The sequence below is a fragment of the Algoriphagus sp. genome (assembly GCF_030694375.1).
Lineage (GTDB): Bacteria > Bacteroidota > Bacteroidia > Cytophagales > Cyclobacteriaceae > Algoriphagus.
The window spans coordinates 126,497-148,272 of sequence record NZ_JAUXYL010000041.1 but is presented as its reverse complement, the minus strand read 5'-3'; the positions used below and the strand labels follow the sequence as shown (position 1 = coordinate 148,272).

14 protein-coding genes are annotated in these 21,776 nt (G+C 43.8%); 7 read left to right on the top strand and 7 right to left on the bottom strand.

The features are described 5' to 3' along the window. Positions 1-16: 16 nt before the first annotated feature. Positions 17-2,275 carry an ATP-dependent helicase gene (locus tag Q8M62_RS16565; RefSeq protein ID WP_304899248.1) on the bottom strand — a complete coding sequence of 753 codons (2,259 nt, stop codon included), beginning with the start codon at positions 2,273-2,275 and terminating at the stop codon, positions 17-19. Positions 2,276-2,503: 228 nt separating this feature from the next. Continuing rightward, positions 2,504-3,343 (bottom strand): lysophospholipid acyltransferase family protein, encoded by an 840-nt coding sequence (locus Q8M62_RS16560; protein WP_304899247.1) that lies wholly within the window; start codon positions 3,341-3,343, stop codon positions 2,504-2,506. 130 nt (positions 3,344-3,473) lie between these two features. On the opposite strand from Q8M62_RS16560, the gene Q8M62_RS16555 reads away from it, so the two are divergent. The 7 genes from Q8M62_RS16555 to Q8M62_RS16525 all read left to right on the top strand — a co-directional run bounded on the left by Q8M62_RS16555 (position 3,474) and on the right by Q8M62_RS16525 (position 9,290). Continuing rightward, positions 3,474-4,073 carry a sigma-70 family RNA polymerase sigma factor gene (locus tag Q8M62_RS16555; RefSeq protein WP_304899246.1) on the top strand — a complete coding sequence of 200 codons (600 nt, stop codon included), beginning with the start codon at positions 3,474-3,476 and terminating at the stop codon, positions 4,071-4,073. Positions 4,074-4,084: 11 nt separating this feature from the next. Further along, positions 4,085-4,357, top strand: a complete 273-nt coding sequence (locus Q8M62_RS16550) for an anti-sigma factor (protein ID WP_304899245.1) — start codon at positions 4,085-4,087, stop codon at positions 4,355-4,357. After that, positions 4,354-4,932 (top strand): guanylate kinase, encoded by a 579-nt coding sequence (gene gmk / locus Q8M62_RS16545; protein ID WP_304899244.1) that lies wholly within the window; start codon positions 4,354-4,356, stop codon positions 4,930-4,932. The genes Q8M62_RS16550 and gmk overlap by 4 nt, the downstream gene beginning before the upstream one ends. Positions 4,933-4,934: 2 nt before the next feature. Further along, positions 4,935-5,501, top strand: coding sequence for a nicotinate (nicotinamide) nucleotide adenylyltransferase (gene nadD, locus Q8M62_RS16540; protein ID WP_304899243.1), 567 nt, complete (start codon positions 4,935-4,937; stop codon positions 5,499-5,501). A 713-nt stretch (positions 5,502-6,214) separates the two neighbouring features. After that, positions 6,215-7,303: a BF3164 family lipoprotein gene (locus Q8M62_RS16535; protein WP_304899242.1), complete on the top strand. Its 1,089-nt coding sequence runs from the start codon at positions 6,215-6,217 to the stop codon at positions 7,301-7,303. A 559-nt stretch (positions 7,304-7,862) separates the two neighbouring features. Beyond that, positions 7,863-8,087, top strand: a complete 225-nt coding sequence (locus Q8M62_RS16530) for a hypothetical protein (protein ID WP_304899241.1) — start codon at positions 7,863-7,865, stop codon at positions 8,085-8,087. Between the two features lie 66 nt (positions 8,088-8,153). Next, entirely contained in the window at positions 8,154-9,290 is a 1,137-nt protein-coding gene (locus tag Q8M62_RS16525; protein WP_304899240.1) for a 6-bladed beta-propeller, read from the top strand. A 377-nt stretch (positions 9,291-9,667) separates the two neighbouring features. Here the strand turns inward: Q8M62_RS16525 and Q8M62_RS16520 are convergent, their stop codons facing one another. The 5 genes from Q8M62_RS16520 to Q8M62_RS16500 form a co-directional block, all read right to left on the bottom strand. Then, a complete protein-coding gene (locus Q8M62_RS16520; protein WP_305668227.1) occupies positions 9,668-11,023 on the bottom strand; it encodes a vanadium-dependent haloperoxidase in 1,356 nt (451 codons plus the stop codon). 281 nt (positions 11,024-11,304) lie between these two features. Continuing rightward, positions 11,305-14,598: a VCBS repeat-containing protein gene (locus Q8M62_RS16515; protein WP_304899238.1), complete on the bottom strand. Its 3,294-nt coding sequence runs from the start codon at positions 14,596-14,598 to the stop codon at positions 11,305-11,307. Next, positions 14,598-17,897 carry a VCBS repeat-containing protein gene (locus tag Q8M62_RS16510; protein WP_304899237.1) on the bottom strand — a complete coding sequence of 1,100 codons (3,300 nt, stop codon included), beginning with the start codon at positions 17,895-17,897 and terminating at the stop codon, positions 14,598-14,600. Before Q8M62_RS16510 ends, Q8M62_RS16515 begins: the two co-directional genes overlap by 1 nt. Continuing rightward, on the bottom strand, positions 17,894-18,460 hold the full coding sequence (locus Q8M62_RS16505) for a hypothetical protein (RefSeq protein WP_304899236.1): 567 nt from the start codon (positions 18,458-18,460) through the stop codon (positions 17,894-17,896). Before Q8M62_RS16505 ends, Q8M62_RS16510 begins: the two co-directional genes overlap by 4 nt. After that, complete coding sequence (locus Q8M62_RS16500; protein ID WP_304899235.1) at positions 18,447-21,734, bottom strand: VCBS repeat-containing protein; 3,288 nt, start codon at positions 21,732-21,734, stop codon at positions 18,447-18,449. The genes Q8M62_RS16505 and Q8M62_RS16500 overlap by 14 nt, the downstream gene beginning before the upstream one ends. Between the last annotated feature and the right edge of the window lie 42 nt (positions 21,735-21,776).

Genomic DNA, 21,776 nt, shown 5'->3' with positions numbered 1-21,776 from the left:
GCAGGAAGGCAAGTGATTAGTCTATGATTCTGAGCTTGGCAAAGCTAAGCAATAAAGTTTTCTCACCAAAATGCTCAAATTGAATCGTTGCCTTTTTGTTAAGTCCTTCTGTTTCAATTTTTTGAACTTTTCCAAAACCAAATTTCGGGTGCTCTACCAATTGGGCTGCTTTCAGATTGTTGGTATTTGAGGGCTTAAAATCAGGAGATGGGGTATGAATTTTCAGTTGTGAGGGTTGTCTGGATTCGGGTTGTCTTTTGATTCCCACAAACTCTCCTGCTCCGGGTAAACCTTCCTTGCGAAGCGCCCCCGGCATATCCTTGGAGGACATACGCTTGTTTACCTTGATCATGTTTTGGTCCACTTCTTCCAGGAATCTGCTCGGTTCACAGTTGAGTAATCGCCCAAAACGATAACGGGACAAAGCATAGGTCAAATACAATTTGTCCATCGCCCGGGTAGTCGCGACGTAAAATAAGCGCCGCTCTTCCTCCAGATCTTCGCGGCTTTGCATCATCATTTGCGAAGGAAAAAGATCTTCTTCCATTCCGACTACAAATACCTGTCTAAACTCCAAGCCCTTGGAAGAATGGATAGTCATCAGGGTGATTGCATCGGTTTTGTCTTTGTCCTGATCATTGTCGGTAAGCAGGGCAATTTCCTGAAGGAATGAGCCCAAGCTTTTGTCCTCATTTTCAGGGTTGTCCACGTATTCTTTGATTGCATTCAGCAATTCTTGGACGTTTTCGTATCGATTGAGCCCTTCTATGGTTTTGTCTTCGTAGAGCTCCCGCAGCAAACCACTCTGCTTGGCGATGCTGCTGGCCACTTCAAATGCGTCTTTTCGCTCGACTTCGATTTGGAATGCCTTGATCATCGTGGCAAAATCATCTACCGAACTTCCCGCTCTGCCGGGCAGAAAACTGTGGGCGTTTTTTACAACCTCCCAAAGCGGGATATCATGATCGTAAGCGGCAACAAGGATCTTCTCCACGGAAGTATCCCCGATTCCCCGCTTGGGATAATTGATTACACGCTTGAAGGCTTCCTCGTCCACCGGGTTTACGGTGAAGCGCATGTAAGCCATCAAGTCTTTGATTTCCTTCCGCTGGTAAAATGATAGCCCACCCACGATTTTGTAGGTTAGGTTCATTTTGCGCAGTGCTTCTTCCATCGACCTGGACTGGGAGTTGGTCCGATAGAGAATCGCAAAGTCACTGTTGTTGAGTTTTTTATTGTTTTTCTCCTCAAAAATCGTGTTGGCCACGATCCGCCCCTCCTCTCCATCCGATGTTGCTTTGATCAGCTCGATCAGTTCACCTTCGGGATTGGAGGTCCAGACGAGCTTTTTGAGCTGTGCTTTATTCTTGTCAATAATGGAATTGGCAGCTTCGACGATGGTCTTGGTGGACCGATAGTTTTGCTCCAGTTTGACCACAAAAAGGTCCGGGTAGTCCTTTTCGAAATTCAGAATATTCTGGATATCCGCTCCGCGAAAAGCATAAATACTCTGTGCGTCATCGCCCACTACACAGATGTTTTGGTGGACAGCAGCGAGTTTTTTGGTGATCAGGTATTGGGAAATATTGGTGTCCTGAAACTCATCCACCATTACATATTTGAAGCGCTGCTGGTATTTATTCAACACGTCCAAATGATCCCTAAATAGGACATTGGTGTTGAAGAGCAGATCGTCAAAGTCCATCGCCCCGGATTTGAAGAGTCGCTTTTGGTATTTCTCGTAGATAACCCCCATATGAGGTTTCATGGCTGCTTCGTCGTCTGCTTTGACATATGGGTCATCCTGATAGGCTTGCCAGGAAATGAGGCGGTTTTTAGCGCCCGAGATTCGGGAAAGTACCACACTCGGCTTGTACACTTTGTCGTCGATTCGCATCTCTTTGACGAGGGTGCGAATGAGGGATTTGGAGTCGTCGCTGTCGTAGATCGTAAAGTTGGAAGGGTAGCCGATTTTACCGGCTTCGACCCGGAGGATTTTCGCAAAAACGGAGTGAAAAGTCCCCATCCAGGTATTTCTGGCCTCGAGCCCAACCAGCATCTCGATGCGGTGCTTCATTTCCGCAGCGGCTTTGTTGGTGAAAGTCAGGGAGAGGATATTGAAAGGATCGATTCCTTTGGCATAGATCAGGTGTGCAATGCGGTAAGTCAGAACCCGGGTTTTACCCGAGCCGGCACCTGCAATGATCATCACCGGACCATCAGTATGTTGCACCGCCTGAAGTTGCGGGGGATTCAGTTCCTTGAGGTAATCCATTTTTAAGTATCAAGTAGCTAGATTTTAGTATCAAGAGGTATGATCCAATTAGCTAGGGTTAGTGGTAATTTTTTAATGTACGATTCTTCGACTTCGCTCAGTACAAGTTTTAGAGTTACAAATTACTGGGGAATTGGAGGTGTCGTGGTAAACCCTCGGTTGATGTTTTGTGAGTTTCGGACAGCTACTCCTCAACCTTACAACCTTTTAACCTTACAACCTTCCAACTCACATTTTCCACCGCTTATGACTCCACAAATAAAGATCCGGTTGGTTTCTGATGTTTTCTTCAAGCCTACGGCAGAATTCGTCCGTGATGCTGTGGGCTTTATGTGAATCGTAAGGAGGCTCGGCAACTTTCGCGAATTCAAATCGGTAATGTCCCCGTTTTAATTTGGTCATGGTACCGAAGAAAACGGGTAATTCCATCTTTTTGGCCATAAATTCTCCGCCTTCGAAGAAATAAGCCGATCGGTTGAGTAAATCCCGCTGGTAGCGCTTTTCCGAACTCGGAGGGCGTTGATCTGCGGCCAAATGTACGATTCTAGGTTGACTTCGCATGGTGATCATGCTTTTCCGAAAGTCCCTTTTCTCGGTCATCACCCCGCCAAAATGTGTCCGGATCTTCAACATAAGCTGGTTGAAGAAGGGATTGTTCAACTTGAGATAAACCGTTTCGGCTGTTACTTTGGTATTCAAGGCCACGCCCAAGATCGCCATTTCCCAGTTGAAAACGTGACCAGCCATCATCAAAGCACTTTTTCCCTTTAGAACTTCCGCATCAATTATTTCTTGATTGACTACCTGGAAGCGCTGTCGAAGTTCTTTTTCAGAAATGGTCAGCATTTTGATGGTTTCAGCAAAGAAAGCATCCGTGAAATTCCGGTAGAATTGGTTTCGGATTTGCTTACGTTCTTCTGCGGATTTTTCGGGAAAAGCAAATTTCAGGTTTTCGTCGATCACATTTTTGCGGTAGCTGAGCAGGTATCGGGCGATCAGATAGATCAAATCCGAAAACAAGTACAACACCGAAAGCGGCAAATAGGACAGCAGCCTAAAGAAAAACATAACAAATACCTTTGTTGATGGGGAGGTTTGCTCCGAACCTGGAGTCAATTCAGCAACAAAATAAATTAATTCAGCCGACTTTCGGTTTAAATTCTGGTTATAAATTGGGCTTTCATTACTTTTGAACCTTATGTCTGAAGTACAGCGCAGAAAATATTCTCAAGAAGAGAAAACGGCCATCTTTGATGGGGAGTTTATGCCACACATAGATTCCATGTACAATTTTGCTTTTCGACTCACCTTTGACGAGGATGATGCCAAGGATCTCGTGCAGGATACTTACATGAAGGCCTTCCGGTTCATCAACTCTTTTGAGCAGGGAACGAATGCCAAAGCATGGCTTTTCAGAATTCTGAAAAACAGCTTTATCAATGAGTACCGGAAAAAAAGCAAGCAACCAACGAAGGTAGATTATCAAGAGGTGGAAACTTTCTACAACTCGGATGATGTTGACTACCAAAGTACTTCTGATCTCCGGGCTGAATCTGTCAAGGATATGCTCGGGGATGAGATCTCCAATGCACTCAATGCACTGGCTGTTGATTTCCGTACGGTTATCATTCTGGCAGATCTGGAAGGCTTTACTTATGAGGAGATGGCCAAGATCCTGGACATCCCCATTGGGACGGTAAGATCCAGGTTGCATCGCGCCAGGAATCTTTTGAAAGAACAACTGAAAGGGTACGCTCAGTCTATGGGCTACAATACGAACGAAGAAGAGGAGGATTAAAACGATTACTCATGGAAATAAACGATCAACCAGGCGGTGAGCGAAAGCTGGCGTGCAGTGATGTAACCAAGTGTTTTCAGTTGCTTGAAAGCATATTGGACGGCGAAATGGGCGAAACGGGCCAGGAACTGATGAAGGAAAAGTTGGCAAAATGCCAGCCTTGCTTTGAGCACTTTCATTTGGAACAGGCGATTCGGGACGTACTGAAGACAAAATGCACCAAACAACCTGTCCCAACGGAACTGGCTAGGTCTATACGCCAGATGATTCAGGAGAGCAAATGAGCAAAACCCAAGGCAAAGCAATTATTTTCTCAGCCCCATCGGGATCAGGAAAAACCTCCCTGGTCAAGCACCTGATACAGCATGTACCTAATCTTGGATTTTCTATCTCGGCCTGTACCCGTGACAAAAGAGGCAGACATGAAGTTCACGGCAGAGATTACTACTTTTTAAGTATCGATGAATTCAAAAAGAAGATAGACGAAGATGCCTTTGTGGAATGGGAAGAAGTCTACGAGGGGAATTTTTACGGAACCCTCAAAGAAGAAGTCCAACGAATCTGGGACAATGGTAAAGCAGTCATTTTTGATGTGGATGTGAAAGGCGGCTTGGCTCTCAAAAAATACTTTGGACCGCAGGCACTGGCGATTTTTGTAAAAGTGCCCTCACTGGATGTGCTGAAAACCAGGTTGAACGACCGGGGAACTGAATCCGAAGAATCCCTGTCCAGAAGATTGTATAAAGCGCAGTTTGAAGCCATGTTTGAGCCTCAGTTTGATGTGAGTATTCTCAACGATGACTTTGATCGATCCTCGCAGGAGGCGGTAGCATTGGTATCGGAATTTTTGGCAAAATAAAGATGAAGGTTGGACTGTATTTCGGAAGCTTCAATCCGATCCACGTCGGACACCTGATCATCGCAAATGTATTGTACGACCGCACCGACCTGGACGAAGTTTGGTTTGTGGTCAGTCCACAGAATCCATTCAAAAAGCAACAATCCCTGATCCACGAATTTGACCGGCTGCGAATGGTCGAACTTGCGATTGCGGATCATTACCACTTTCGGGCGAGTGATGTGGAGTTTCGGATGCCGAAGCCAAGCTACACCATTGATACGCTCACGTATCTGAGCGACCAATATCCACAGCATCAGTTTTGTCTTTTTCTGGGTTCGGATAATCTGACTCACTTCCAAAAGTGGAAAAACCATCAGGCGATTCTGGATAATTTTGAGATTTTTGTCTACCCCCGACCGGGTGAAGCCAAGGGCTTTGAACATCCCAAAATCAAAACCATCGAAGCCCCACTTTTGGATATTTCAGCAACTTTTATCCGCAAGTCCATCCAAGAAGGCCACTCGGTGAAATACTTACTGCCGGATAAGGTGGAGGAGTATATTTTGGATCGGAAGCTGTATCAATAAATCTTTTTTAACCGCAAAGCACGCGAAAGTTCGCAAAGAAAATTTTACCACAGAGGCCACGGAGAATAGGAGATTTCAAGGGGCATTATTTCCTGAGAACCTTTGGTGCGATTTCATATTTAACCTTTTAGAGGCCACAGAGAAAAGCGAAAGCTTTTTTGTTTTGGGTATGCCTAATTCAAGATCTTTTTGGCCGTTCAAAAAAAAAAACGCCGTCTAAGTATTTTCATGGTAAATTTTAAAACTAGATCTTGCATTCTTTTGACTAGGCCATTAGATTAATTTCAGCTTCAGGATGAAGTCGTTTTTGGGCCAGAAACTTTTTAGTAAAATCTAACTCTTTAAAAAACTATGAAAAAATTAATCTTTGGATTGGCCTTTATAGGGTCAATAACCATGTTTAGTACTGCAATCAAAGCCCAAGGAGTGGGCGGAGGCGGAAATTCTTATGGAGGTGTCTGTTGTTTATCAGAGCTTGATTGTGAACACCCGAAATATGGATTAGTTGCCGAGTCGACTTGGACCCCTGATATCAGTTTTTGTCCATGATATCTTAATTAATGAGGGGCCTTCCCTCCTTATTCGATTTTATACTCGAAAAGACTTACGAAATCATGCATGACCCCTGCTGTGTCTGCCAGAGGATAGCCCCCATAGCTATCGGGGTAACATGCGATATTATATATGGACTTGAAGAATCAAATAAAAATTCTATGAAAATTAAATTTCGCAATCTATGTCCATTAGTTGTTCTTATTCAATTAGGCTGTAGTACACCTAACTTTCAATCTGATTCTATTCGATTCACGGAAAAGGATCTTCCAGAACCAGTCCTCCTAAAAGGGCACAAATTCGACTTTCCGCAAATCATCAATCCAAGAGGTATTTTGGTTACAGACTCTAAAGCCATTGTCTTTGAAAGGAAAAATGTACAAAATGATAAATTTCATATAATCGATCTTGTATCGGAGTCCTATGTACAATCCAAGGGAATAGATGGATTAGGTCCGGGAGAAATAACAGTAATTACTCAGATTGAGGAGTTAGATGAACCTAATAAAATTTTGACATTTGATCCTGAGGTACGATTGTTTTCAAAGTTTGATTTATTAGATACCAATCGACTTGCCGAAGATCAGTTTCGTGCTCCAGAGACTGCTTATTTTATAACTAAAGCGACTTTTACCTCTGACTCTTCTTTCCTAGGGAATGCAGTTGATGGTTGGTCTAAATACCTTCATTTAACTAATTCCGGAGATACTTTAGGGATATTTGGTGATTGGAAAGATATGATCAAAGGAAAAGAATTGCCAAATGGATATAAGGAGGAGGAATTGGATGCAAACCTTGTGAGTAGTCTTTTTCAAGGACCACTTAAAATTAATTCCAGTAAGAAATATGCAATAAAAGTGGGATTAAGAGCAAATTATATTGATATAATTCAAATTAAAGATCATAAAATATTAACACTTTTTGGGTCAGAAAAGGATATACCTGATTTTGAAATTGGATATTGGGATGGTTATCAAATGCCCTCTTTAAATCCTAATTCACCCACGATTTATGGGGATGTCTATGCAGGGAAAGCCTCTTTCTTTGTCCTGTTTAAAGGTAAACCCTACAGTCAAATTAGTGATATGACAAACTTAAATCGAATTTTTGAATTTGATTATAAGGGAAAAATCTTGAATCAGTATCAGTTAGACTACCCATTATTTGGTTTTTCAATTGATGAAAATAATAGGAAGATTTATGGAGTGACCACTGATGAGGAGCCCAATTTGGTTAGATTTGATTATTGAGATAAACAATCTATTTCCAGTGAAATTTAGGAACAAGTTAATTAACCTATACCCCGAGAAAGTGGAGAGGTATATTTTGGATCGAAAGCTTTATCAATAAATTTCTTTTTTACCGTGAAGAAGTTTTACCACGGACACTGAGGAGAGGAGGGGAGATTGTATTTTGTTATTGGAACCTAATACTTTTTCACTTCGGGTGACTTTTTTCAAGGGCACGGAGGAAAAGCTAAAGATTTTTGTTTTTTCACCGCAAAGCATGCAAAGGATCGCAAAGGAAGATTAATTGAAGACTTGAGTGAACTTGATTATGAACTTCAGTCCATCTAGGCACAGGAGACATTTTTCAAGGGCACAGAGGAAAAGCTAAGCTTTTATGGATTGCAAGAAGACAATTGCGAATAGTGACCGTTCAAAAAAAAAAACGCCGTCCAAGTATTTTTTAATAAAATTTCAAACTAGTACTAGGGCATTTGATACTAGCTCATTAGATTATTTTCAACTTCAGAAAGAAGCCGTTTTTGGGCCAAAAACTTTTTAGTAAAATCTAACTCTTTAAAAAATGAAAAAATTAATCTTTGGATTGGCTTTTTTGGGGTCAATGGCATTTGGAACAAATGATGTAAAGGCGCAGGGTGTTGGTGGGCCAGGAGGAGGCATTGGTGGCTTTGAATGTAAGGTTGAAATTTTTATTTGCAATTATTTTACAGGTTCAAGTCGCCAAGTTTGTCATCAAAATGGAGATGGAGTGAGTTGCTTATGTGGTGAATCTACCACTTGTCCTTAATTTTATTCCCCTTCCCCCATGGTAAATGGTTATGGGGGAATTTATGTCTCACTAAAATTCATTTATATGTCAAAATACTTTTGTTTTTATAAGTTTTTGTTTTTGATTCTTCTATTTTCTTGTAATACATCTAGAAAAAATGATTTAAAAATAGTAGTCCCTCCCGAATCCTCAGAGAACCGGACCGTGAGTTCTCTGGTGAGAGAAGTTCAGTTTCGACCACTAACAGGAGATCCTAGACTAGTTCCTTTTGAAGCGGATCGGATCGATTTCTCGGATGAGCTGATGATACTCGGAGACTTTTCCCTTTCTCAGTCAGTTTATGTTTTTAATAAGGAATCGGGAAAAGCACTCGAAATTCCCCTTAAGAAAGGAGAAGGGCCGCAGGAAGTTCGGGCAGTAAATGACTTTTGGCTGGATGGGGATATGCTTTATGTCTTGGACGGGATCGGGCGAAAAATCGTTTCTATTTCTTACTCATCCGGCACTTTTCAACAACTCGAGCACATCAAACTGGAAATTCCCTTTCGGCGCTTTGCCAAGACAAAAACGGGTTTTGTTGGACTTACGGGAGGAGGACAGGAGAATGCTCTTGCCTTTGTAGATGAAACAGGCAAATTGATTTCTGCACACTTACCCAATTCGATTGAGTTTCTATTGAGTCCTCCAAACCCTTTCCACAAACTGGTGGATGGAAATGAGGTACAAGTTCTCTTTAACTCTTCCTTCAATCCGGAGATTATCCGTGTGGATAATGGGGTAATCGAATCCTTTAGCGGAATTGAATACGAAGGAGAGTTAGTAAAAAAACCTAAAAACACAGATTTTGTAAAAGATCAGGCTGGCTTCAAGCTGTTCCAAGAGAGTTTGGTAAGTCAACCTTCACTTTTCACCATTTTTGAAAGTACACCTGAGCAATTTATTTTCCTGTATTTTATTCAGAATACGCCTCGATTGGCTTTTTCTTCAAATGGGAAAGGCAGTACGTTTAAAATTGAAAACCTGAAAAATGACTTGAGTTTTGATAATCAGCCATTCCCCAAAGTGATCGGAGTGGATGGATCCCGATTTGCGGCTTTAGTCAGTACGGATCAGTTGAACCGCGATGATCCAGCATTTGCAGGTTCAGCATTGGAAAAAGCGATTCTGGCTAATCCTGATGCCTTGGTTTTCGTGCTTGAATTTGAGCTGAATGTTGAGTAATGGCTTTTAACCATTAAGGGAATTGAGAAAATTAAGTTTGTTAAATCAAATGCAGTGAAAATATCAAACCCATTTGATCTACTGAAAACGTAGAATCTGAAGCGCTGGTATTCATTTCTTAATGTCCTTAATTTTCTTAATGGTTAAAAAATCAGGAACAAAAAATCCCGAAACTCACGCCTCGGGATCTCTCATGTATCTCGCTACTTTTAGCTTTCTGACTTTAGCTTTCTGACTTTTTCTAACATCTTATGTCTAAAATCTAACGTCTTTCATTTCGGCTCTTGCTTCTAGCAATTTCAGCCTACCTGCGGCAGGAAAACTTTTTGACTTTAGACCTCTTACTTCTTCTTTGTCTAAAATCTTGTATCTAATATCTAGCGTCTTTCTAACAATGCCACCCGATCCGGCTTGGTCGAGATTTTACTCCAGATCAGTTCCCCGACTTTCTGTCCTTGCTTGGTTCCTTCCGTGATAGCTGGCATATAATGAATTCCACCATAAAATCTACTGATGGCTGCTTCTGCCGCTGCCTCCGAAAACCCATTAAACTCCCGGATGGGAAGACCATAAGCTACCTCAGTGCTGTCTACGATATGCAGCTCATCTCCGAAAAGTTGGGTTAAAGTAAAAGCCGCTGCTGTCGAAGCCACACTATGTCCCGAGGTATGTTCGGGGAAAGGAGGCGTCTGCAATAGCGGAACCCAATCTTCGTCGATAAATTGATTGATATAAGTCTCCGGGCGGATCAGGCGACTTCGGTATTTCTCATCCCAGCAGGCAATAAATGCTTCATTGAGTGAAATTCCTGTCATAGCCAAAGCTTCCACAGTTCCTTTCCAGTCTTTTTCCGCTGCCGCCGATGCGATAGATGCGATGCCCATCCAATGGCCACCTGGAGTGATCTTTTTCTCTGCAAACATCACATGGCCTTTGACATTCATTTTGTAGGGATTGCAATCCCAAAACATCGCAATCGCTGTTTCTTCGGGAGTGGCGTTTTGTTTGGCATCATAGACTTCTTTGGCCAGCTTATAAAACTCAGAATTAGGTTCTGTCGAGTAAGCTGGGGGAGGAGTGATCCTAAATTGTGAAGCAGAGTCCAGGACAAAGGTTCGGATTTTGTTCCAGTGGGGCTCTACAGCCTCCATGTATGCGGGTGGAGTAGGCTGCCAAGTTCCCGGCTGATTGACGACGGTGTACTTAGGAAAAGACCGGCTTTGGTGGTAGTTATCCTTTTTAGAGTAGTCTTTCACCTTTTCACCGACTTCCTGTCCAAATTTTACTGAGGCTTCAAATACCTCACTTGGGATTCCTTTTTTCTTCAATTCCTTGAAGACCTTGTCCCGGTGCTCATTCATCATTTCCTCCGAGAAGATCAGGGCGGTTCCTACGTGATAATAAGCTGCCAATGCTGCCAAAGGTGGATAGACTTTCTCAGGTATGGACAGATTCAAAGCTTCCGAACCGTTCAGTTGACCCATAAGCGGGGCGTAACTGGCAGGGTCTGTTGCTGCAGCTACTTCGTAAGCTGCTAGTGAAGCATAGGAATAGATCCTGACAGCAACAGGCGGCGAGAAGATGTCATGAATGATGACTTCCGTGATCCGATTTTGAGCACGATGAAAATACTGACCATCGCTGATCGCATTGGAGTAATCTACCGGTTTTTGGCATGCCAGGAACGCAAAGCTGATGACAAGCGCGAGACAAATTAATTTAAGGATACGCATAAAAGGGTTTTTCATTTAGAAGTTGACGATCGATTTTCCCTTGCGGGCGATTGGGTTTTATCAACTTACATGAGATTCAATTGGATTTCAAAGCTAAGTATAAGGTATTCAATGCCAAATGATTTTACTCAGGTTTTTGTGGAATGTATTTTATTTTGCTCACAGATTACACAGAAAGGCACAGATACTAACGGTGCCTAAAGATTTATCTTCTTGGATTATTCCTAGGGGATTCCGGGCTCTTCAGGTTTTCGATTAATTTCTCCAAATCTTATACCCATTCATTTGATCCAGACTAGTGAACCATTGTTTTGGGCACCGAGAAGCTGATTCCCTTTGTTGGTTTTAAGGAATTTCAGATTTCGGACTTCGGATGCTTCGACTACGCTCAACACAGGTTTCGGATTTCGGGTTTTTTCCGCCTCCAACCATAATGACTGGTTCCACCTATATGCCAGTATTCCAATGTTCAGAGATTTTCCAAGGTCGACTCGGAAGTCAGAGGAATTTCCACCGAGGTAAATTGTGCCTGTCTGCTCATCTACTTCTATAGCGAAAATGGGACTCCACTGCGCTTCTGACGGGAAAGGAATAAATTCAAAGCTTCCGTCTTCGGTCTGAAAGTAAACTCCGGAGCGGAATTCATAGGCGGGGAGCTTTCTTGCTTTTTGGATTTCTTCTTTGGGAAAAAGATCTCCGGGGGTTCTGATTTTTGAGTAGTCTTGGTAAGAATTATGCTGGCGCTTGATGCCCGGAATCTGTCGGATCAGATCATCCCGTGTGGCGAATGGGACGAGTTTGTCGCCCATGTAATGAAAAATCAGCGGATCTGCCTGCCCGTTTCCGTCAAAGTCATGATGATAGAGCCAAACTGGTCTTTTTTGGGAGGACTTGAGCTTGCTGTTGAGTCCGAGATTTCCTGTCAAAATATCCGGTCTGCCGTCGCCATTCATGTCAGCGACTTGGATCGTATTGATCCAACCTGCGGAGAATTCCAGACCTCGAGGTTTGATTTCGCTAAGTTTATTTTCTGGCGAAAGCTCAAATACCCTCACTCCTTGCCAGTCACCACTGATTAAGAGCTCCGCTTTTCCGTCTCCATTCAGATCGGCCCAAGTTGCGGTGTTGACCATGCCTAAATCCGATCCCGATTCAAACCAAAGCTGAGTTTCATCCCTGAATTGTCCATTGCCCTGATTGATCAACAAGCTGCTTTTTGGGCTGGCTCCGTAATCCCCAGTTTTGACAGCACTTCCTACAAAAAGATCCAAATCTCCATCTCCATCCACATCGTGAATTGCAATGCAGGAAGTGTTTTCACCGATAGGAGGTAAGGAATTCATAGAAAATCTGAAATTCCCGTTGCCCTCTCCAAAGAAGATTCGATCAAAATTGAACAAGGCCCCACTTTCGTACTCATTTCCACCGCTACCAATAAACAAATCCAAAAAACCATCCCCGTTGAAGTCGGCAAATTCCGCCACCACATCCTCGGCTTTGGCCAATTGGACAAACATGGGATTGGGGATTTCCTCAAATTGCCCATCGGGCTTCTGAAGGAAAAATGCTCCGGCCCGGTCTTTGGCTCCACCCACATAGAAGTCGTCCAAACCGTCTCCATTTACATCAGCTACAGCCAAAGCAGGTCCCATTTTGGAAAAGCTTTTTGGAGCCAAATACTCCCGTTTGATAAAGTCTACCTCATCTTTTTCTACATGCACCCAATTTACCTGAGGAAGATTTTCTTCATTAGGATTTACTCGAGCTGTTGGTTCAAAGGGCTTTCCTTGACCTTGAGCAAGCACCAAACTTTGATTCGAAGCAGTTTTTGGAAAGATTTCTGATTTTCCATTTGGCCAGTTTACCTGAATAGAATCTACCGAAGAGGTTTTTCCCAATCCGAAAACCAGGGTGGTGGAAGGACCAGACTGAAAACCACGGCTGGTGCTGATCCGCTGCGTCCATTTTTCGGTACCTGAGAAAAGAATCACCTGGGAGCCGATACCAAAGGTGTTTTGCCTTGTGGATTTCAAGTCAATCCGAAGAAAGTTGTTTCCTGACTTTTCGCTCTGATTCTGATAAACGAAAGCTTCCTGATCCAGATTGTTGATGACCAAGTCCAGGTCTCCGTCATTGTCCAGATCGGCGTAGAGGGAGCCGTTGGAATAGCTTTCCTGATCCAAACCCAGGGATTTTGCTTCGTTTTTGAATTGTAAATCCCCCTGATTTTTCCAGGCGAAGTTTGAAATTTTGAGGCTTGGAAGCATGTCGATCTGCCTTTTTCGCAATTCTTCCATACTCAGATTGGGATCTGCTTCTTGGCTATATTGGATGAAATCGAGGTCATTGGGTCGCTTGACAATTCCGTTTGTCACATGGATATCTGGAAACCCGTCATTGTCCATGTCAAAAATCAGGGGAGACCAACTCCAATCTGAAGCATGAACTCCTGCGAAAAGGGCAATTTCCGAAAATCCATTTTCACCCCGATTCAACTGCAGGTGATTGCGCACATATTGATCCTGGTAGCCAAATTGTTCCTTGACCTGATAGACTTCCGCCTTGTCCTCTCCGACGGATTTCATCCAGATTTCCGGATTCTCGGGGAGCATGTCGGTGGTGAAAATCTCCGGTAGTCCGTCTCCATTCAAGTCTGCGGCATCGTTGCCCATGCTGTAGCGACTGGTACTGGGGATGAATTCATTCAAAGCCTCCCGGAAAGTCCCGTCCTGATTGTTGAGGTAGAGGTAATCGTTTTCGGTAAAATCGTTGGAAACGTAAATATCCAGCCAACCATCTCCGTTGAAATCTTCTGTGCTGACACCCAGTCCAAAACCTAAAATACTGGAATAGATTCCCGAGGCTTCGGTCACGTCTTCAAAACCGATTTCTCCTTCCGAAGCCAGGTTCTTGAAAAGTTTGTCTCCGCTGGGGTCGGTCTTTTCCCGAGCCCCTGCTTTCGCAAAAACTTCAGGCGACTTGACATTGTGATTGAGCAAATACATGTCCAAATCCCCGTCCCGATCGTAATCGAAAAATACGGCATGCGTGCTGTAGCCTTTGAAATCCAGTCCAAATTCAGCCCCCGCTTCACGGAATTTTCCTTCGCCGAGGTTTATGTAGAGTTTGTTTTTTCCTTCGATTCCCGGAAGATCCCCAACCTGGCAGACATAAATGTCAAGTAAGCCATCCCCATTGACATCGGCCATCGTGACACCTGTCGACCAGCCTCCATCTCCGCCCACTCCAGCCGATTCGGTAATGTCTTCAAACTGGAAATTCCCCTTGTTAAGGTAGAGTTTGTTCGGGACTTGGTTGCCGGTGAAGTACAGATCGACTAAACCATCTCCATTAATATCTCCTGCCGCTACTCCGCCACCATTGTAGAAATAGAGGTATTCGAGGATGTTGTTTTCAGAACTTGAAGTCAGTTGATTTTGGAAAGTGATTCCCGTTTGCTCCGCAGGAAGTAAGGAGAAAAGGGGGGGAGTTTCCTCGGTTTTTTCATTTTTGCAGGAGAAAAGCAAAATACCGAGACCAAAAGCCCAAGTGAAATATCCAATCGATCTAGGCATCAGTAGTTCCAAATTTCAGCCGAAGCGCTGTTTTTAACCACTAAAATCCGATTGCCTTCCAAAAGTGAAAAGGCTCTTACATCTCCTTCGAGCTTCAGTCCATTTTGATAATTTGGGTTGAAAGTGAAAGTTCCGTCGCCTTTGCCGATGAGAACTTCACCAAAACTAGCATCGAACTTCCCGATTTCCGGTTTGATCTGTGCCAAATTTCCACCCAAAATCAAATCGAGAATTCCGTCTTTGTTGATGTCCAGCACTTGGATTGCAAAAGTCCAAGACCGTTGGGCAAATCTCGGAAAGGGCTTCCACTCGAAATTTCCTCCGCCAAGGTTCAATAAAACTCCTGATTCAAAGTTGTTGACTTCTTGGATGATGGACTTGTCGATGACTTCTTGGGAGAAAATATCATTGAGTCCTTTATTGTTGTAATCAGCATAGCGGATGTACTTTTTCTTAATTGTAGGCACTTGCCTTTCCAACTCATGTTTCAAAGTATAGGGAATTTGAATATCCCCCACTTTCTGTGTGAAAATTTGCTCGATGGATCCGTTTTGATCAAAGTCATTCAAAAACAAACTTATTGGAGAGGTTGCCGAAGCCTTAAAACGGGAGTTTAATCCGTGATTTCCCAATGCAATGTCCGGTAATCCATTCCCGTCGAAATCTCCGATTTCAACTGTTCGATACCAGCCTTTCAAATTTTCCAAGTTTGGCAATTCTGTTTTTTCCAGCTTTCCTCCGGTGTTTCTGAAAAAGGTGGGGGCCATCCATTCACCGACTACAACGAGGTCATTTTTCCCATCTCCATCCCAGTCCAGCACCTGCGCATCGGTCACCATGCCCATGTCCTTCAAACCCGGAGCCAGTGCGGCGGACTGCTCGGTAAAATTGCCTTTGCCGTCATTGATCCACAATTGGCTACTTGCAGGAGCACCATAGGTGAATGGAACAAGTCTTCCTCCGACAAATAAATCCACTGCACCGTCGCCGTTAATATCGATTAGTTTTACAGTGCTGCTGCTTCCAACTACTGAAGAGAATCCTCCCCCGGAAATTTTGCGAAAGTTTCCTTTTCCATCATTCAGGTATAGCCGGTCAGCCAGATCAGGCGATCCAAATCCTGATTCATTGCCTCCCGAGGTGACAAACAAATCCAAATCCCCGTCTCCATCCGCATCAAAGAAAACAGCATCAGTGTCCTCAGAAATCGCATCTGCAAGGAAATCATCCTGAGGGCTTTCTGTGTACTTGCCCGAAGGGCTTGCCAAGAATAGCTTGGCAGGAAAGGATTTTGCTCCACCGAAAAAGAGATCCTCCAGGCCGTCGCCGTTTACATCTGCTTTGGCAAATGCCGGTCCCTCGGTGGAAAACATAAAGTAAGTCAGTCGATCCCGATCAAAGTCAACGAAAGCGTTTTCTTCATGAAGGAATTTCAAACCTGGATTTTCGACTTTGGTGAATTGTTGGTTTGAAGTCTTTTCAAAAAAGGATTTGCCAACTGGCAATTCTCCTGCTTCTTCCCACTTCACTATCAACAACTGATCGGTGGCCTGATTTTTCAACTCTGTGTATTTGCCGTCAGGCCAGAGGATTTCAATGGATGCTATCTCAGTAAGAGAACCTAATCCAATGGTGATCTTTGGGTCTACTGAGGATTGAAATCCCCGGTTGGGCATTTGCTCCGCATAGAAGATTTTCCCTTCTGATTTCAGGCGGATTTGCGTCCCTATGGCTTGTGTATTTTTGCCTTTCCCCACCAATTGGAATTGGATGGAATGATGACTTGGATTGATTGTTTTCCCCAGATTTCTGAAGATCTGAGCAGGTTGATTGACGTTATTCACGACCAGATCGAGTGTGCCGTCATTGTTGAGATCACCGTAGGCGGCACCGTTGGAATGGATGGCTTTGCCCAGTCCCCAAGTATCTGCATGGTTTTCAAATTTCAGCTCCCCGAGATTTCGGAATGCATAATTTGGGATGGGATTGACCGGAATCGGATCGATCAGGGCTTTGTAGTTGACGCCTTCCTGAGAGATGATTTTACGCTTAGTCTGCTCATCGTCGATGAAATTGAGGTAATCCAGGTCGGTGATGTCTTGGTAGATGCCATTGGCCACGAAAATATCCCGTAGTCCGTCATTGTCCATGTCAAACATCAGCGCACCCCAACTCCAGTCTGTGGCTTCTACATTTCCCAGTCTGCCGATTTCGCTGAAGGTTCCATCTCCGTTGTTGAGATGGAGCATATTTCGGGAGTATTGGTAGTGATAGCTGTGAGTTTTATTGAACTGGAATTTATCCCAATTCTCAAAGGTTGTCACCTGCTTCAGGCGGGTTTGGTGTTCGGGAAGCATGTCAGTGACAAAGATATCCAGTAGTCCGTCTCCGTTGATGTCGGCAATGTCCGCACCCATGGAAGCAGCACTGATCGAGCGCATGGAGCTTTCCATGGATTCGGTGAACGTACCGTCCTGATTGTTGATGTAGAGGTAATCCTTTTCAAAAAAGTCATTCGAAATAAAAATGTCGGGCCAGGTGTCCTGATTTACATCTCCGATGGTAATCCCCAAACCAAAACCGATGATGGAACCATAGATTCCGGCTGCTTCAGATACGTCGGTGAATTTGTCTCCGTCATTCCGGAATAGTTTGTCTCCGCCAACCGCATCCCGCTTGATTCGCTCGTTCTGCATTTTGTTAAATGAACCAATTGCCTGATAGGAATTATTCAGCAGATAGACATCGAGGTCCCCGTCCTTGTCATAGTCGAAAAAAACCGCGTGCGTGGAGAATCCCTGATCTGCCAAGCCATAAGCTTCAGCCATTTCATTGAATGTCCCATCGCCCTGATTGATGAATAGCTCATTTTGCTTGTTGTCGCCGGAGATGTCGCCGGAGTTACACACGTAAATATCGACAAATCCGTCCCCATTGACGTCAGCCATGGCTACTCCGGTGCTCCAGGCGCGGGTACCTGCCACCCCTGCACCGTCTGTAATGTCTTCAAATTTGAAGTCACCCTTATTGAGGTAAAGTTTGTTTGGCCCTAAGTTGGCGGTGAAATACAGGTCAACAAGTCCGTCATTATTGATGTCCCCGATGGCTACTCCTCCACCGTTGTAATAGTTTCGATAGGTAAAAACATTAAAGTTTTCATCGAAACTTAGGTCGTTGCGGAAGTTGACGCCGGTAGAATCGACATCCATCTCCTGATAGAGCGTAGGCTCTTTTTCCTTTTGTTCAGAACAGGAAAAAAGCAAACTCAAAAGAAAAAGACTTGGAAATAGGATTCTCATGAATTGCTGTTTTCCTTTAATTTTTTCTCGATGGGAAGATCAGATATTTCGGCCCTTACGATAGAAATATGTTTTTTGAAAATCCGGATTCTGCGGTTTCCGTCCATTTTTACAAATACGATTTGGGATTTGTCTTCATTGGTGACTTCAATAAATCCCGGTCCATACCATTCTTCAAAGAGTTTGACCACATCGGCACGGAGTTTTTCCGCGCTTAGCTCCTCATTCCATGGCGCCCACCCTTCGTAAGTAAATTCAACGGGCATCATGTAGATTTTATCCTGCTCAAATTTCGGATAGAAACGCATTTTGGCTGAATTTCCAGAAGCCAATTCAGTCCTATACTCCACTGAAAGTTCTGAAGGACCATTGGTAAGTTTGCCTTGTTTGTTTAGTTCCCAGCAAGTCTCGAAGAAGGTTTTCTGATCCATTCCCAGCTCCAATCCCAAGAAGAGTTCATTGACCTGTTTGCCTGAGGCAAGTTCTCTTTTTTCCAGCTTTTCATATTCGGATTGGCAGGAGAATAGGAGCGATGCGAAAATCAGCGTGCTAACGTATTTCAAAAACGAGTGGCGTATCATTGTTTCTTAGGACTACTAAATTTGGTTTGTTTTCAAGATTAATTTGGAGGAACTGTCGGATTTCACCTTTGACGTACAAGCCGCTTTCCTCCGGCAGAAGCGCTTTCCATTGGTTGTTCCCGAGCGGTTTCAGTGCCCATGCAAAGCTTCCCATTTGACTTCCCAGTTCCGGTTTGATCCGGCTTTGATTTCCTCCGAAGAGCAATAGTGGAAGTTGTGAATCAGCGGAAATTGAGGTGATTGAATGGACAGGTGCCGATTGAATTTCAGAGGGTAAGGCAGTACGGATAAAATTTCCCTGACCTCCATTTATCCATAGGCTAGTTTCCAGAATGTCAGCGCCCAAAGTTAAGGAATTTGCCCAAACTGCTTCAGGGAAAAGTTCTTCCAAGGACTTATTTTGGTAGGATTCATAGGTTAAAAGTTGCTTTCGTAAAGCAGGAATTTGACGAAGTAAAGCGGGTTTGAGAACCCAGGGAATTGTTTTTTGATCTTCATACTTGGAAAGGATATGATCCAAGGCTCCATTTTGATCAAAGTCATTAATCAGCATGCGTAGCTTTGAGCTTTCTGAAGTGCGAAGTCGGGAGTTTAAGCCATGGTTGCCGGCAAGAATATCAGGTTTTCCGTCCCCATTGATATCTGCCACATAAAGGCAATTCCATAGCCCTGCGGTATTTTCAAAACCAAATTCAGCCGTTTTTTCCAGTAATTTATTGTCCTGAAAAGCGAAAATCCGGACAGGCATCCACTCCCCCGTAAAAATGAGTTCCAACTCTCCGTCTCCATCCAAATCTGCCAAAGCCCCGGAAGTCAGCATTCCAAGCTTAGAAAGTTCGGGATTTAGATTTCGGGAAATTTCCTTGAAACTTCCTTTGCCGTCATTTTCCCAAATCTGAAGTCCCGCAGGAATCCCGTAGGCAAAGGGTATCGCCCGACTTCCTACAATCAAATCCAAATCTCCGTCTCCATCGACATCTTGGGAAAGTATGAAAGCCGTAGGGGTAGGGGAGAAGGCTTGTGGAGATTTCTGAAAGTTGCCTTTACCATCATTGAGGTAAAGTCGATCTGCATAGGCAGGTGAATAGTCTCCAAACTCGATACCTCCGCTGCCTACAAGCAAATCAGGTTTGCCATCTCCGTCAGCATCAAAAAAATGTCCAGTGACATCTTCTGAAATAGCATCCATTGCAAAAAGGTCTGCTAGCTGTGGGGTGAATTTCCCACTTGAGTTTTGGGTAAGCAAAACAGAGGCTTGGCCTTTTGCGCCGGGAATAAACAGATCATCCAATCCGTCTCTGTTCAGGTCTGCTTTTGCAGCCTTTGGTCCTTCATTACTGATCATCCAAAACCGCAAGCGGTCACGATCGAAGTCGATAAAATCACTCTCTTTGTGCTGAAAAGGGAGCTTTGATTCACTTTGGAGGAAAGGCTGATTTTGAGCTTCCTGGAATGTTGGTTGAATTTTATCCTCTATTCCAGGTGAGAGTTTGAGTGTTTGATTGCTTTGGATATTTTTGAGCGTTCTTGTTTTTCCGCTTGGCCAAAGAATCTGAAGGGAGTCTAATTTTTCAATTTTCCCCAAACCAAAATGGACCCGTGGATCTACCGATGACATATACCCTTTGACAGGTTGGTACTCCTGATAGAATTTTTGTTTTCCGAAGAAGGCCGTGACTTTTGATCCAAACGCATTTCCAAGTTCAATGCTTAAATAATTGCCATTTTTTGAATCGGTACTTGTGTTTTGATAGATGAAGGTCCGTTCGTTCAGGTTGTTTATGACCAAGTCCAAATCCCCGTCATTGTCCAAATCTCCGTAAGCAGACCCGGTGCTAAAAGTAAGCTGATCCAATCCGAGGCTTTGGGAGAGGTTTTCAAAATTCCAATTGCCTTTGTTTTTGAACAGGAAGTTTTGCTGCGGATTGGAAGGAAATGCATCAATCATTTTGGTTAATAGAACCGAGTCTCTGATGAATTCCGATACCCGTTGTTGACTATTGACATAAAAGTCCACAAAGTCAAAATCGGTTAGATCCTTTACAATGCCGTTTGCGACGAAGATATCCTTCTGTCCGTCATTGTCCATGTCAAAAATCAAAGCGCCCCAACTCCAGTCTGTGGCTTCGACTCCTGCCATCCGGCTGACTTCGGAGAAAACAGGGATTTGGGTTCCCGGTTGAAATCCTAAATTTCGTTGGAGGGTGTTTCGGGTAAACTGATGATGATATCCGGCTTTTAGGCTTGCCTGATATTTGTCCCAATCTTCAAAGGGTGTTTTGGTTTTGACTCGGGCAAGATCTTTCGGGAGCATTTCTGTGACAAAAATATCCGGACGGCTGTCATTATCCAGATCCGCAATGTCAGCCCCCATACTTCCCATGCTGATTTCGGAGAGCAATTCGGGAAGGACTTCGGAAAATGTCCCATCCTGATTGTTGAGATAGAGGTAATCCCGCTCAAAAAAATCATTGGAGACATACAGGTCCGGCCAGTTGTCATCATTCAGATCGGCGACGGTAACCCCGAGTCCATAACCAATGCTACTTCCAAATATTCCTGCTGCTTCGGAAACGTCGGTGAATTTGTTGCCGTCGTTTCTGAAGAGTTTATTTCCACCCTCGGGATCCCGGATTTCACGCTGTCCCTCACGGAGGTCGTAGATTCCAACAGACCGCCCGGAATTGCTGAGAAGGTACATATCCAGATCCCCGTCTTTGTCAAAATCGAAGAAAACGGCGTGCTGGCTCAGGCCTTCTTCGGCAAGTCCGTATTCTTTGGAACTTTCGGTGAAAGTCAGGTTGCCATTGTTGATAAAGAGTTCATTGTGACGTTTCTCCCCTCCCGGAGGTCCTGATTTGCAAACATAAATGTCCAGCAATCCATCTCCGTTGATGTCTGCCATGCTTACTCCAGTGGACCAATAGCCGGTGGAGTTTAATCCGGCTTGGTCTGTAATGTCTTTGAATTTCAGATTACCCAGATTAAGGTAAAGTCTGTTGGATGTTTGGTTGCCTGCCAGGAAAATATCGATCAGTCCGTCATTATTGATGTCTCCAAGCGCCACACCGGCACCGTTATAAAAATTCCGAAACGTATAGGGGTTTACTTTTTCGGTATAGGTGAGGTCATTTATAAACGCAATACCTGTTTCATCCTCAGAGAGGAGGCGAAAAAGTGGGGCAGTGTTTTTTTCTTCCTGTTGACAGGAACAAAGGGAAAGAAACAGAAGTAAAAGGATGTTTCTTTGCTTCATGGATTTAAAGTAAAAAAAGGAAGTGTACCAAAGCACACTTCC